General features: G+C 61.6%; 9 protein-coding genes and 1 pseudogene. 9 read left to right on the top strand and 1 reads right to left on the bottom strand.

Translation table 11 applies throughout. From position 1 onward, the window contains the following. Nucleotides 1-692 (bottom strand): phosphatase PAP2 family protein (locus AC0V2S_RS25645; RefSeq protein WP_475512182.1); only part of this gene is annotated, 692 nt, incomplete at its 3' end. Between the two features lie 176 nt (nt 693-868). Here AC0V2S_RS25645 and AC0V2S_RS25640 point away from each other — a divergent pair. The 9 genes and pseudogenes from AC0V2S_RS25640 (at nt 869) to AC0V2S_RS25600 (ending at nt 13,060) form a co-directional block, all read left to right on the top strand. Beyond that, on the top strand, nt 869-1,552 hold the full coding sequence (locus AC0V2S_RS25640; RefSeq protein WP_475512181.1) for a response regulator transcription factor: 684 nt from the start codon (nt 869-871) through the stop codon (nt 1,550-1,552). Continuing rightward, complete coding sequence (locus tag AC0V2S_RS25635; RefSeq protein WP_475512180.1) at nt 1,542-2,822, top strand: sensor histidine kinase; 1,281 nt, start codon at nt 1,542-1,544, stop codon at nt 2,820-2,822. Before AC0V2S_RS25640 ends, AC0V2S_RS25635 begins: the two co-directional genes overlap by 11 nt. Nucleotides 2,823-3,036: 214 nt before the next feature. Next, the gene (locus tag AC0V2S_RS25630; RefSeq protein WP_475512179.1) at nt 3,037-3,738 is read left to right on the top strand and encodes a lipopolysaccharide kinase InaA family protein; all 702 of its coding nucleotides are present in this window, start codon (nt 3,037-3,039) and stop codon (nt 3,736-3,738) included. Nucleotide 3,739: 1 nt separating this feature from the next. After that, the gene (locus AC0V2S_RS25625; RefSeq protein WP_475512178.1) at nt 3,740-3,961 is read left to right on the top strand and encodes a hypothetical protein; all 222 of its coding nucleotides are present in this window, start codon (nt 3,740-3,742) and stop codon (nt 3,959-3,961) included. Between the two features lie 133 nt (nt 3,962-4,094). Next, nucleotides 4,095-5,036 (top strand): AEC family transporter, encoded by a 942-nt coding sequence (locus AC0V2S_RS25620; RefSeq protein ID WP_475512177.1) that lies wholly within the window; start codon nt 4,095-4,097, stop codon nt 5,034-5,036. 121 nt (nt 5,037-5,157) lie between these two features. Then, entirely contained in the window at nt 5,158-5,946 is a 789-nt protein-coding gene (locus tag AC0V2S_RS25615; RefSeq protein WP_475512176.1) for a YfaP family protein, read from the top strand. A gap of 38 nt (nt 5,947-5,984) precedes the next feature. Further along, a complete protein-coding gene (locus AC0V2S_RS25610) occupies nt 5,985-7,709 on the top strand; it encodes a DUF2138 domain-containing protein (RefSeq protein ID WP_475512175.1) in 1,725 nt (574 codons plus the stop codon). After that, on the top strand, nt 7,679-8,356 hold the full coding sequence (locus AC0V2S_RS25605) for a DUF1175 domain-containing protein (RefSeq protein ID WP_475512174.1): 678 nt from the start codon (nt 7,679-7,681) through the stop codon (nt 8,354-8,356). The genes AC0V2S_RS25610 and AC0V2S_RS25605 overlap by 31 nt, the downstream gene beginning before the upstream one ends. Next, nucleotides 8,353-13,060, top strand: a pseudogene (locus AC0V2S_RS25600) (alpha-2-macroglobulin family protein). The gene AC0V2S_RS25605 and the pseudogene AC0V2S_RS25600 overlap by 4 nt, the downstream one beginning before the upstream one ends. The last annotated feature ends 4 nt before the right edge of the window (nt 13,061-13,064 follow it).

Below are 13,064 nucleotides of genomic sequence, written 5' to 3'. Positions count from 1 at the left end.
CGGCGGTACAACACGGCGTAATACGACCCCAAACAAATCAACCAGCAAAACACGGCCGTCCACAGGTTGTGGGAGAAGAAGTGCGCGCCTTGCAGCATGCGGCTGATGGAGAACACGGTGCCCAGGGTCAGGGCGAAGACGAATCCGGCACGGGCGCAGCGTGGTTTGCGGTCGCGCCAGACGAAGTACAGGGCAAACAGGGTGAAGCCCGCTGCGGCGTGGCCGCCGGGCCAGCAGCGGCCGGGTTTGTCGGTAGCCGGGCGGTGGCTGAGTAGTGGGCTGTAGGTTTCCTGGCCGCCAAACTGGCTCAGGCTCCATGGGCATTGCACGGCGGTTACGGCTTTCATTGGCGTGACGAAGCTGGTGGACAGACCCATCGCCAACACCAGATACCCCAACTGACGTTTCATGGGTTTCAGTCGTTGGATAAAGAAGCTGCCGATAAACCCGAGGATTGCCAGCACGGCAAACAGAATCACCGCCTCTTTGGCGCGGTCGTGAAGGATGTCTTCCAGAAATGCACTGTGTTTGCCTACGAAGCCCACACCTGGGGTGTACATCAGATTGGCCAAGGCGAAGTCCAGGCGCGTGGGCTCGATCAGCAGCAGTAGCGCCGCGATTGCGAACGGAATGCCCAGGGCCAGGCGCAGGTTGAAAGGCTGTGAATAAGTAGAAAGCGGATTCGACGACATGCTGAGTCCAGACGCTTGTGGAGTAGCGTGCATGCTCGTCCGGGCTCTGTCAGCACGGCGTTAAGTAAGTGTGAAAAAAACGTGAAAGGCGCTTCAATCAAACAATGTTCGGGTAATGTCGCGCAGCAAGACGCACCGTCACACGCTGGCTGCAGTACCCGCCCCAAGGAATATCCATGCGCATTCTGATCGTTGAAGACAACCGCGATATCCTCGCCAACCTGGCCGATTACCTCGGCATGAAGGGCTATAGCGTGGACTGCGCGCAGGACGGATTGTCGGGTTTGCACCTGGCCGCCACCGAGCATTACGACCTGATCGTGCTGGATATCATGATGCCGGGCATGGACGGTTACACCCTGTGCAAACGCCTGCGCGAAGACGCGCGGCGCGACACGCCGGTGATCATGCTCACCGCCCGTGACCAGCTCGACGACCGCCTGCAGGGCTTCCGTTCCGGTGCCGATGATTACTTGCTCAAACCTTTCGCCTTGTCCGAACTGGCTGCCCGTATCGAAGCCGTGCTGCGCCGCAGCCAAGGTGGCGGCCGGCGCATTCTGCAAGTAGCCGACCTCACGTATGACCTCGACACCCTGCAAGTCAGTCGCGCCAGCAAGGCGTTGAAGCTCAACCCCATCGGCCTCAAGTTGCTGGCCGCATTGATGCAGAAAAGCCCCCATGTATTGCGCCGCGAAGTGTTGGAAGAGGCGCTGTGGGGCGACGATTGCCCGGACAGCGACAGCCTGCGCAGCCACGTTCACCAGTTGCGGCAAGTCATCGACAAACCCTTTGCCACGCCCTTGCTGCAAACCGTGCACGGCGTGGGGTATCGCCTGGCGGAAGTGACTGATGGAGTTTAAGCAAAGCCTGTCACGCCGCATCGTTATCGGTTTTGTGTTGATGACCACCCTGGTGGCCGCGGCGTTTGCCCTCGGCATTTATATGGCCGTGCATATGCTTGAGGAGAAGCTGATTTCCGGCGTGCTCAGCGGCGACCTCGATCGCCTGCTGCACATGGACAACATGGATGAGTGGCGCACCCATCCTGAGCCAGACCAGCTGTTCTACTTTTCCGGCGGCCATGACGACTTCGCCCTGCCCGATTACTTGAAAGGGATGGAGCCGGGCTTCCATGAGATTTTTCGCGGCGACCTGTCCTACCACGCCTTCGTTCGCGTAGTAGCGGGTCAGGAATATGTGCTGCTGCAAGATCAAAGTGAATTCGAAGAGCGCGAGCGAGCGCTCTACACCACGGTGTGGATCGGCTTTGTGTTGTGTGTAGCGCTGGCCGTCTTTCTCGGCCAGTTCCTGGCGCGCAAGGTGATTGAACCGGTGGTGCGGCTGTCGCGGCAGGTGCGTCATCGCGACCAGTTGTTGGCCATGGCGCCTCCCTTGGCGCCGGACTATGCCGCCGATGAAGTAGGGCAACTGGCCGCCGCCTTCGATACCACCCTGGGGCTGTTGCGCCACGCGCTAACCCGCGAGCGCCTGTTTACCAGTGATGTCAGCCATGAGCTGCGCACGCCGCTGATGGTGCTGGCCAGCTCCTGCGAACTGCTGCTGGAAAACCCCAATCTCGACGACCGTGCGCGGGCGCAGGTGCAGCGGATTTCGCGCGCCTGTGAAGACATGCGGGCGCTGGTGCAAACCTTCTTCCTGCTGGCCCGTGCGCAAAATACCGACGCCAGCCAGATTCCCACCATTACCGTCGACAGCGCGGCCTATGAGTTGATCGAACAATGGCGCGCGCCTATCGAGAGCAAAGGGCTGGTGCTTAATTACCGGGTCGAGGATGTAATGCCCGGCAGTTTCAACGCCACGTTCCTGCGCACCGTGATGGGCAACCTGCTGCGCAACGCCTTGCACTACACCGACAGCGGCCATATCAGCCTGACCCTGGTGGCGGATGGCTTCAGGGTGGAAGACACCGGCGTGGGCATTCCGGAAAACCAGCGTGAGGCTATGTTCCAACCGTTTGTGCGTGGTGACAGCCAGCGTGGCGATGGTTTGGGGCTCGGTTTGTCGTTGGTGCAACGTATTTGTGCAAGCCAGGGCTGGGAGGTAAACCTCAGTGCGGCGGAGCCCAGTGGTTGCCGTTTCACCGTAGTGTTGTCGGAAACCGCGGTGTAAAGGTGGAGAAAAATAAAATAAGAAATTGGCCGACGTTTGGTAGGAGTTTTCGGAACTTGGCCTCCATTGTGCAGACAAAGGCTGCTACATTCCTCGTCGGTCGAGTTCTTACAAAAACTCTCTCGGCCACGTCTGAGCCCTCCCGGGCCTTTCAAGGGATATCGCCGCCGTCACCGGTTGGCAGCTTTATATCTTCTGCACAGGACTTACACGCATGACTGCAGCGCTGCATTCGCCGGCTCCCGGCCTGTTTGAACAATGGTGGCAACAACAGGGCGATTGGGTGGAAGAACCCAACAGCAGGCGTGGCGGCACCAGCGGCGTGCAACGTATTTACAGCGGTGATGGCAAGTTGTTGTATGCCAAGCGCCAGGTCGGCCACATCTACCACAGCTTCCTGCACCCCTTCGGGCGGCCCACCGTATTGCGTGAGCAGAATGCCCTGCAGTGCCTCAACCGGTTGGGCATCAATGTGCCGCAAGTGGTGTACTGCGGCGCCGAGCGCGATACCGACGGCAACTGGCGCGCCTTGCTGGTGACCGCAGAGCTCAAAGGCTTTATCGAAATTGACCGCTGGCATGCCGATGGCGGCCGCGAGCGTCATGGCCCGGTTTTCCACGACCAAGTGATGCAGGCAGTGGGCGTGATGATTGCGCGGATGAACAACGGCCGCTGGCAACACAACTGCCTGTATTCCAAGCACGTGTTTATCCGCGTGGAAGGCGAGGGCGCTGCCGCCACCTTTGAGGTTGGCACCCTGGACCTGGAAAAATCCCGTCGCCGTCTCACCCCTAAGCAAGCCGCTCGTCACGATCTGCGTCAGTTGCGTCGCCATTCGTCGTGGAGTTCGGCAGATTGGCAACAAGTTATCTATGGTCATTCCACAGCGTTTGGCAGCGCTATCAAAGGGTTGTGAGATGAAGCTAGATATTGCACGAGGTGTATTCCTCATCGGCGCACTGGGTGTGGCCTCACTGGCGGCAGCGGCGTGGCACGAACCGGGCCCAGCCGTTTTGCATTCACAGATGTCCAAAAGCGAATGCAAGATGCCGCCCAACGTCAAAGCTAAATTGGCAGTGCGGCCAGACCAGGATCTGCTCTTGCTGGTGTTCGGTTTGGCTCAGGGCGGCGTGCGCTAATCAACGTAGTGACGAAATGCCGCCGGCCCAGGCGGCTTTCGTGAGGCGTTAGCCCGCAAAAACCCAGGTCGCGCTCACTGCGTCGGTGGCTTATCATTAGCCCCCTAACGACACCCCCCTGGTTCCGCTTCCCATGTTCGCGATTATCGCCGCCACATTCGGCATCACCATGCCGGTGTTTGCCATGCTGTTTCTCGGCGTTTTCCTCAAGCGCCTGGCATTGATCGACGGTCCTTTTATCAACACCGCCTCGGGCCTGGTGTTTAACGTCAGCATGCCCGTCATGTTGTTTCTGGCGATCATTCACGCAGACCTGCGCACGGCGATGCAGCCGGCCGTGCTCGGCTACTTCGCGCTGGCAACGGTGGTGGGCTTTCTGCTGGTCTGGGCCTGGGCCATCTGGCGCGTGCCGCTGGCCGACCGCGGTGTGTACACCCAGGGCGCGTTTCGCGGTAACAACGGCATTATCGGGCTGGCCCTGGCTACCAGCCTCTACGGCGATTACGGCTTGTCGCTCGGGGGCATTCTCGCGGGCGTGGTGATCCTTTCGTACAACAGCCTGTCCGCCATCGTGCTGGCTATCTATAGCCCGAGCGCCAAGTCGGATGTGTGGAGCATCAGCAAAAGCATTATCTGCAACCCGCTGATCATCGGCGTGCTGGCGGCCATTCCCTTCGCCTACTGGCAGATTCCGCTGCCGGCCTGGCTGACCACCTCGGGTGAATACCTGGCGCAACTCACCATGCCGCTGGCGCTGATCTGTATCGGCGGCACCTTGTCGCTGGCCTCGTTGCGCAAGAGCGGGGCGCTGGCGGTGAGTGCCAGTCTGATGAAGATGGTTTGGCTTCCGATCATCTCGACGGCAGGCGCCTTCGCTTTTGGTTTTCGTGGTGCGGATCTCGGCGTGCTGTTTCTGTACTTCGCTAGCCCGACTGCGGCGGCCAGTTTTGTCATGGCCAAGGCCGCCAACGGCAACCATGAATTGGCCGCGGCCATCATCGTGATTACGACCCTGGTGGCGGCCATCACGACCAATATCGGCATCGTGTTCCTGCAATGGGGCGGCTGGATGTAAACCCCGAAGGCAAGGCGTTGTGAGCCACTCGGTATCTCTTACAAATTGTGTCGAACGGTCATTGTCAGGCTTCTGAGGTAGGGCTACCTTTGCCGGCTCTCGCGCGCCTAAAGGATTATGCATGCGCTCTCTGCTGTTGTTTTGCCTGGCCGCGCTGTGCGCCAACGCCATGGCTGAACCCGCTGTTGATCTGCAAGGACCGGTCGCCGGCTGGCGTTATTCCGGCCTGCTTGATCGCGCCGATGACGCCCGTGTCGCCTACCCGACTCCGCCCATCGACCGTGGCGCCCAACGTGGCCGCAGCCTGATCGAAGGCACCCTGAAAAACCTGCAAGGCACCCGCCAACCCCACCGCCTGGTCGTCAACGGCAACCCGCTGCCGCTGTACACCGACGAGCAGGGCCGCTTCGTGCGTCCGTACAACTTTGGCGCGGGCTCCAACAGCGTGGAAGTGGTCAGTGGCGACGGCCAGTCGCTCAAGCGCGTGCAGTTTTATGAAGCCAATTTCAACAAGACGCCGGCGCGGGTGCGCATCGTGCTCGGTTGGGACGACCCCAAAGCCGAACTCGACCTGCATGTGGTGACGCCCGATGGCCAGCACGCCTTCTTTGCCGACCCGGTATTGACCAACGGCGGCGGCCTGGACGTCGACAGCGTCGATGGCCCCGGCCCCGAGATGTTCACCATGACCGCGCCGCTGCACGGCCGCTACCTGGTGTTCGTCAACTACTGGGGCAACCTCAACAGTCAGGGTTACAACTTCACCGAAGGCAGTAACCAGAACGAGGTGATCACCGCGCAAATCAGCCTGGTGTTCAACGAAAACACGCCGAACGAAAAACGCGAGACCTTTATCGTGCCTTTGCGCGGTATAGGCGACTTACAGCTGATCAAGTCTTTCAATTACTGATTCAACGCCGTAGCACGGACGAACTGGGGTTTGCACACATGAGCGAGAACACCACCCAAAGCGGGGAAGCCCTTCCCCTGGAAGGCAAGGCCGGGCGCAAGCGTCGTGCGTTAATCGCCGTGGCGATTGCCGTGCCGCTGTTCGCCGGTGCCGGCGTTCTCGCCTGGTTGCAGCAGCATATGGCGCCGCCGCGCACCCTGGCCGAAAGCAGCGAGTTGCAGATCGACCTGCAACACCCGCAGGTGCTGATCGAAAGCGAATCCTTGAGCCGTTTGCCCAAAGACCTGCTGGCTGTGCCGCTGCTGCGCGACACCCTCACCGAAGACCTGGTGTTCTACTACGAGTCCAACCCTGACCGTCTGGGCATCACCGGCAGCCTGCGCCGCATCATCTACGAGCACGACCTGCAGCTGCAGGACACCCTGCTTGAGCAACTGCTCGACCAGCCGGCCCAGGTCGCCCTGTGGCGTGGCGCCGACGGCAAGCTGAAGAACTTTATGGTGCTGATGGAGCGCGGCGGCCTGGCCCGTCTGCTGGAGCCTTTGGCCCACGTCGCCACCGATGACACGCAGCTGCGTCAGGTCGCTGAACTCAACGTCGACGGCGATGCCGTGCCGCTGTACCGCCTGCGCTACAACGGCGAACGCGCGCTGCTGTTCGCCAGCTATGGCGACAAACTGGTCATGCTGTCCAACCCCGGCATGCTGCTGGAAAGCGACAGCGAAGGCGCGCAACTGGGCAAGGGCGCGACCGAGGCGGTGGAAGCCATGCTCAATGGTGATGCGGCCTTTACCGAAGGCTTTGGCCTGAAAGAACGCGGCGACCTCAAGCAACGTATCTCGCTGGGCAGCGACTACGTTGCCATGGGCTACCAGCGCTTTATCCCCACCTTTGCCGGCCTGCGCTTTGAAATGGACGGCGCCGGCTGGCACAGCTACCTGGCGCTAAACGACAGCGGCGACAAAACCACCCTCGACTTCAACCCCATCTGGCGCGCCATGCCAATGGGGGCTAGTGCCTGTGTAGCCCTGCCGGTTGCACCCGCCGTGCACGAAAAAATGCTCGCCAAAGTCGGTGCCGAGCCAGACGTAGCCAAGCAACTCAGCAGCCACCTGACCGGCGCCGCCGGCCTGTGCTGGTACCCCAACTCGCGCCTGCACAGCCCGCTGCTGGTCGGCCAGCTCGATGACAAGGCTGGTACCGACCTGGACGCTAACCTCGGCAACTTGTTTGGCTCGGTCATCGGCGCCTGGGAATCCAATGTCGAAGGCGGCATCTTCCCGGTAAAAGACGAAACCCGCGAAGACGGCACCCACATCTGGCAACGCGAAGTCAGCTCCAACTTTGGCCAATACCCCATCAGTGAAGCCGAAGTGCCGGACGCCATGCTCACCACCGGTTTCTTCCGCGTAAGCCTGGTGCGTCACGGTTCGACGTTGCTGTTTTCCCTGGACGACGCCTTGGTTGCCAAGAGCCTGGATGCCCTGGACAAACGCTTCCCGCCGCTGGCCGACGTGCTGCCCAAAGACGCGGTCGTGCCGGCCTACCTGGCGCCGTCCACGCTCTCCAGCCTGTTTGAACAGGAAACCCTGGACGCGCTACCCAGCGACATGGAGCCGGTGTTCCGCAACGCCGCGCAAACCATGCTGCTGCCCAAGCTGAAAGCCTTGGCCGGGCACAACAGCTACGCGCTGACCCTGCCGGCCGACGCCGCGCCGGACTCCAACTGGCAATGGCTGCCGCTGGAGTGGCGTTCACTGTGAGAGCGCGCGCGGCCATGACGCTGGTGCTGTTGGGTAGCCTGTTGCTGCCCACGCTCGCCTGCGCCACGGCATCCGTTATCACCCCGCTGGACGCTGAGCAGTCCCAGGTGTTTCGCGCCTGGTTCGTGCGCATCGCCCAGGAACAACTGCGCCAAGGCCCTAGCCCGCGCTGGCACCAGCAAGACTGTGCCGGCCTGGTGCGCTTTGCCGCCAATGAAGCGTTGAGAGTGCACGATGCCAAGTGGCTGCGTGCCAATGGCCTGTCCAACCGTTACCTGCCGCCGGAGCTGCAACTGCAAGACGAGCAGCGCAGCCTGGCCCAGCAATGGCAGCAGGGCGGCGGCAAGGTTGGGCCGTACGTCAACGCGATCAAACTGATTCAGTACAACAGCCAATTTCTCGGCCGCGACCTTAACCAGGCGCGGCCCGGCGATCTGATTTTTTTCGACCAGGGCGATGAGCAACATCTGATGATCTGGATGGGCCGCGAAATCGCATACCACACAGGCACCACCACGCCGACCGATAACGGCATGCGTTCGGTCAGCGTGCAACAACTCATGACATGGAAGGACACCCGATGGATACCCGACGAATCCAATCCCAACTTTATCGGCATATATCGTCTGCAGTTTCTTGCTCGATGATTTCCCGTAAAGCGGGTGTGCGTCGCCTGGGCCTGGCCCTTCTGGCCAGCGTATTGCTGCCACTCAGCAGCCTGCACGCCGAAGACAGCGTCAACCCCAGCGGTTACACGCCCATGGCCGGCGAGTCGTTCTTCCTGTTGGCCGACTCAAGCTTTGCTACCGACGAAGTGGCCCAGGTGCGCCTTGAAGCGCCCGGCCGCGATTACCGTCGCTACACCATGGAACCCTATGGTGGCGTGGACATGCGCGTGTACCGCATCGACCAGCCGCTGGAGTTTTTGAAGCGCCAGAAGAACCTGCACCGTGTGGTCGCAGAAGGCGAGTTCAAAGGCGAAGGCCTGGCCAATACCCTGTCGTACCTGTGGGACAACTGGTACCGCAAATCCCGCCGGGTGATGCAGCGCGCGTTCTCCTACGAGTCGCGCAAGAACGTCACCGAAGAAGCACCAGAACTGAAAATGGGCACGGCCATCGCCGAGCCAACCCAATACGAAAACACCCCGCAATTTGCCCCGCTCAAAGGCCTGCCGCTGGTGGCGCAATTCCGCTATCCACTGTGGGACGCCAAAGCCATTCAGCCGCCTAAAGGCGTCGAGCTGGCCGGTTCGTCCAGCGACTTTGTCACCGTTAACCCGGGCAACGTGTATGTGCCACTGGGCAAGCTGAAACCTGGCCTGTACCTGGTCGAAGCGCTGGTCGGTAAATACCGCGCCACCACCATGGTGTTTGTCTCCAACACCGTGGCCGTGAGCAAGATTGCCGGCGACGAATTGCTGGTCTGGACCGCACGCAAACACGAAGGCAGCGTGGTCCCCAAAGCCAAGGTGCTGTGGAGCGATGGCCTGGGCGTGATGAGCAGCGGCACCACCGATGACCAAGGCCTGCTGCGCCTGAAACACGCCAGCCCCGAGCGCTCGTACGTGCTGGGTGAAGACAGCGAAGGCGGCGTGTTCGTCTCCGAGAACTTCTATTACGACAGCGAAATCTACGACACCAAACTCTACGCCTTCACCGACCGCCCGCTGTATCGCCCGGGCGATTGGGTGGAAGTGAAAATCCTCGGTCGTGAATTCAAGAACGCCCGTGATTCGGTAGCCCCCACCAGCGCCCCGGTGAAACTCACCGTGCTGGACGCCAACGGCACCGCCCTGCAAACCCTGGACCTGACCATGGACAGCAAGGCCGGCAGCCAAGGCCGGTTCCAGTTGCCGAACAACGCCGTGGCCGGTGGTTACGAACTGCGTTTCGGCTACCGCGATCAGCAATACAGCAGCGCCTTCCGCGTGGCCGACTACATCAAGCCGCACTTCGAAATCGCCCTGGACCTGGCCAAGCCAGACTTCCGTACCGGCGAAGAAGTGAAGGGCAATCTGGTGCTGGTCTACCCCGACGGCAAGCCGGTTAAAAACGCCAAAGTGCAACTGACCCTGCGTGCCCAGCAGCTGTCGATGATCGACAACGAACTGCAATACCTCGGTCAATTCCCGGTCGAGTTGGCCACCACTGAAATCACCACCGACAGCCAGGGCCGTGCCGAACTGAAACTGCCGGCCGCCGACAAGCCGAGTCGCTACCTGCTCACCGTATTCGCCAGCGACGGCGCGGCGTACCGGGTGAAAACCAGCAAGGAAATCCTGATCGAACGTGGCGCCGCCCGTTACCGCCTGAGCGCTCCGCAGCGCTTCAGTGCCGCCAACGAAAAAGTGCGCTTCAGCTACCGCAGCGAAACCGCCCAGGGGCAGAAAAAAGAAACCCATAAACCCGCGCACTACGAGTGGGTACGCCTGGAAGACCAGAGCAAAGACGAAGGCAGCCTGGCCGCCGATGCGACGGTTTCGACCTGAGTTTTGAGCGCCCCGGTTCCTACAGCATCACCCTCAAGGACGACCACGGCCTGATCCTCGGCGCCACCGGCCATCGGTAAGCGGCGAAGGCGTAAAAGCCGTCGCCGGCACCATCGAGATCGTGCTGGATAAACCCGAATACAAGCCGGCGACGAAGCCCTGGCACTGATCACTTTCCCGGAACCGGTAGGCGATGCCCTGCTGACCCTGGAACGTGATTCGGTAGAAGCCACCGCGCTGCTTTCCAAAGGCGCCGACTGGCTGAAGCTGGAAAAACTCAGCGACACCCAATACCGCGCGCGCATTCCGGTTACCGAACAGTTCTCGCCGAACCTGACCTTCTCCGCCCTGTACACCAAAGGCGGCGACTACAGCTTCCAGAACGCCGGCATCAAGGTTGCCGCGCCGCAGATCGACATCGCCATTGCCGCCGACAAAGAGCAATACGAGCCCGGCGAGTTGGTGACCATCGACCTCAGCACCCAGTTCGCCGGCAAGCCGGTAGGCACGCGCCTGACCGTCAGCGTGGTGGATGAAATGATCTACGCCCTGCAGCCAGAAATTGCTCCGAGCATCGATCAATTCTTCTACCACCCGCGCCGCAACAACGTGCGCACCAGCGCCAGCCTGTCGTTTATCAGCTACGACGTGGCCCTGCCGGGTTCGCCCACCGCGCCGGGCAAAGCCAACCGCAGCGACCGCAGCGTAAAAGTGCTGGAGCGCCGCGCCGTGAAGAAGTCGACACCGCCGCCTGGCAACCGGACCTGGTTACCGATGCCGATGGCCACGCGAAAATCACCTTCCGCATGCCCGACTCGCTGACCCGCTGGCGCATCACCGCCCGCGCCGTTGCCGACGCCGGCACCGTGGGGCAGAAGAAACAATTTATCCGCTCGGAAAAACCGCTGTACCTGAAGTGGAGCGGCCCGACCCAATTCCGTACCGACGACCAACCGGCGATGGGCGTGTTCGTCTTTAACCAAGGCGAGCAAGCGACCAAGGCCGAGCTGGTCAGCCACTTCAACGGCCAGGAAAAACGCACCCCCATCGACCTGGAAAAAGGCATCAACTACCTGCCGCTGCCCAAGGTGCCGGTGGTAGGCGGCGAATGGAAAGCCGAGCTGCTGCTCGACGGCAAACCGGTGGATGCCCTTAGCGTGACACTGCGCAGCGTCGGCAAAGGCTGGCAAGACCTGCAAACCCAACGTCTCGCCGCCAATGCCGGAAGCAACGCCCTGCAACTGCCAGGCGATGCCAGCGACATCAGCCTGCGTCTGGACGACAGCGCGCAAGCCTTGTTCAACAGCAACCTGGACGACCTGCTCGAATACCCCTACGGCTGCGTCGAGCAAACCGCCAGCCGTCTGCTGCCGCTGAGCCTGGCGTATCCGTTGCTTAGCAAAGCCGAGGTCGGCAATGCTGAAGGCGGGCGTGTAGAGAAACGCGTCACCGACCGCCTGCGCCTGATCATGCAAAACAGCCGCCTGCGCCTGGTGCAAATGGCCGGCCGGAAGCGTTGTTCACCTGGTGGGGCCAGGGCGCCGAGCCCGATGCCTTCCTCACCGCGTATGCGTACTACGCCGACTGGTATGCCAGCCAGGCGCTGGAGCTGAGCCTGCCGGCCGATCATTGGCAGCGGGTGATGGACATCTACGCCAAGCAGGCAGCGACCACGCCGCTGCTGCAACGGGCGCTGATTCTGGCCTTCGCCAAAGACATGAAGCTGCCGATCAACACCCTGGTGGACGGCCTGATGACCGACCTGGCCAACCACGACGCGCAGGCCAAGGCCGATGCGGAAGTGGCCGCCAAAGTCGACGCTGCCACCGACGATGCAGCGGCTGCCGAAGCACCACGTACCGACGTTGCCAACGTGCAGCCAGCGGACGAAGAAACGCCAAGCGATGACGGCCAGACCAGCCTGATTCTCGCCGCGCCAAACTCCAAGTTGGGTCTGGCCGTCGCCCGTGTGCTGACCGCCGAGCTGGCCAAGCAAAGCAAAGTGAATCAGCCGGCGGCGTTCGCCTCGCAACTGGCCGGTGCACAAGAACTGGTTAATGCCAGCGAGCATCCGTTTGTGGCCAGCCTGAAAGCGAAACTGGCCGGTGTCGACCAAGCCCAGGCCAAGGCCTTGCTGCAACGCCTGGCGCCGGAACAGTCGACCCTCGAACGCGCCCTGGCGCTGACCTGGCTGCAAGCCGCCAGCCAGCAAAAGGCTGCGCCAAGCGAACTGAAACCGGGTGAAGGCTGGCAGGCTCAGCAACGCCCGAGCGGCGAAACCCAGTGGGTATGGACCGGCAAAGGCGTGCCTAGCGCGCTCGACTTGCCTGCGTCCGTCACCGAGCCGGTAAACGTCGCCCTTAGCTACCGCAGCGCGCAGAGCAAACCGGGCGTATTGCCGGTGACCTTAAGCCGTCGTCTGTTGCGTTTGGTACCGGGTGATACCGCGTTTGAATTCAGCGTGAAGGAAGTGGGCGAGGGCGAAGCCATCTCCGGCGACGACCTGTACCTGGACGAAGTGAACCTCAGCAGCGAAGACGCCCGCGCCCTGCGCTACGGCCTGCTGGAAGTGCCACTGCCGCCGGGCGCCGACGTGGAACGCACCACCTGGGGCATTCAGGTGAGCGGTCTGGATTCCGAAGAAGCCGCCCCACTGGAAAAAGCCCGCCACGAAGACGGCCAACTGCTGTACGCCGTGCCGGTGGATAGCCTGCAAGGCGGCCTGACCGTGCGCCACCTGGTGCGCTTCTCGCAGAAAGGCGAATTCTCCCTGCCGCCGGCGCGCTATTCGCGCATGTACGCCCCGCAGGATCAGGCGCTGGAAAGCAAACCGAGCTACGGCAGCCTGAAGGTCGAATAAGCCG

The organism is Pseudomonas sp. CC11G (genome assembly GCF_056174845.1).
Note: the sequence above shows the minus strand (reverse complement) of the source record. Positions and strands in the feature narration are given on the sequence as shown.

Coding starts and splice junctions, on each gene's coding strand:
- AC0V2S_RS25640 (WP_475512181.1), top strand. CDS start 869: ATGCGCATTCTGATCGTTGAAGACAACCGCGATATCCTCGCCAACCTG.
- AC0V2S_RS25635 (WP_475512180.1), top strand. CDS start 1,542: ATGGAGTTTAAGCAAAGCCTGTCACGCCGCATCGTTATCGGTTTTGTG.
- AC0V2S_RS25630 (WP_475512179.1), top strand. CDS start 3,037: ATGACTGCAGCGCTGCATTCGCCGGCTCCCGGCCTGTTTGAACAATGG.
- AC0V2S_RS25625 (WP_475512178.1), top strand. CDS start 3,740: ATGAAGCTAGATATTGCACGAGGTGTATTCCTCATCGGCGCACTGGGT.
- AC0V2S_RS25620 (WP_475512177.1), top strand. CDS start 4,095: ATGTTCGCGATTATCGCCGCCACATTCGGCATCACCATGCCGGTGTTT.
- AC0V2S_RS25615 (WP_475512176.1), top strand. CDS start 5,158: ATGCGCTCTCTGCTGTTGTTTTGCCTGGCCGCGCTGTGCGCCAACGCC.
- AC0V2S_RS25610 (WP_475512175.1), top strand. CDS start 5,985: ATGAGCGAGAACACCACCCAAAGCGGGGAAGCCCTTCCCCTGGAAGGC.
- AC0V2S_RS25605 (WP_475512174.1), top strand. CDS start 7,679: ATGGCTGCCGCTGGAGTGGCGTTCACTGTGAGAGCGCGCGCGGCCATG.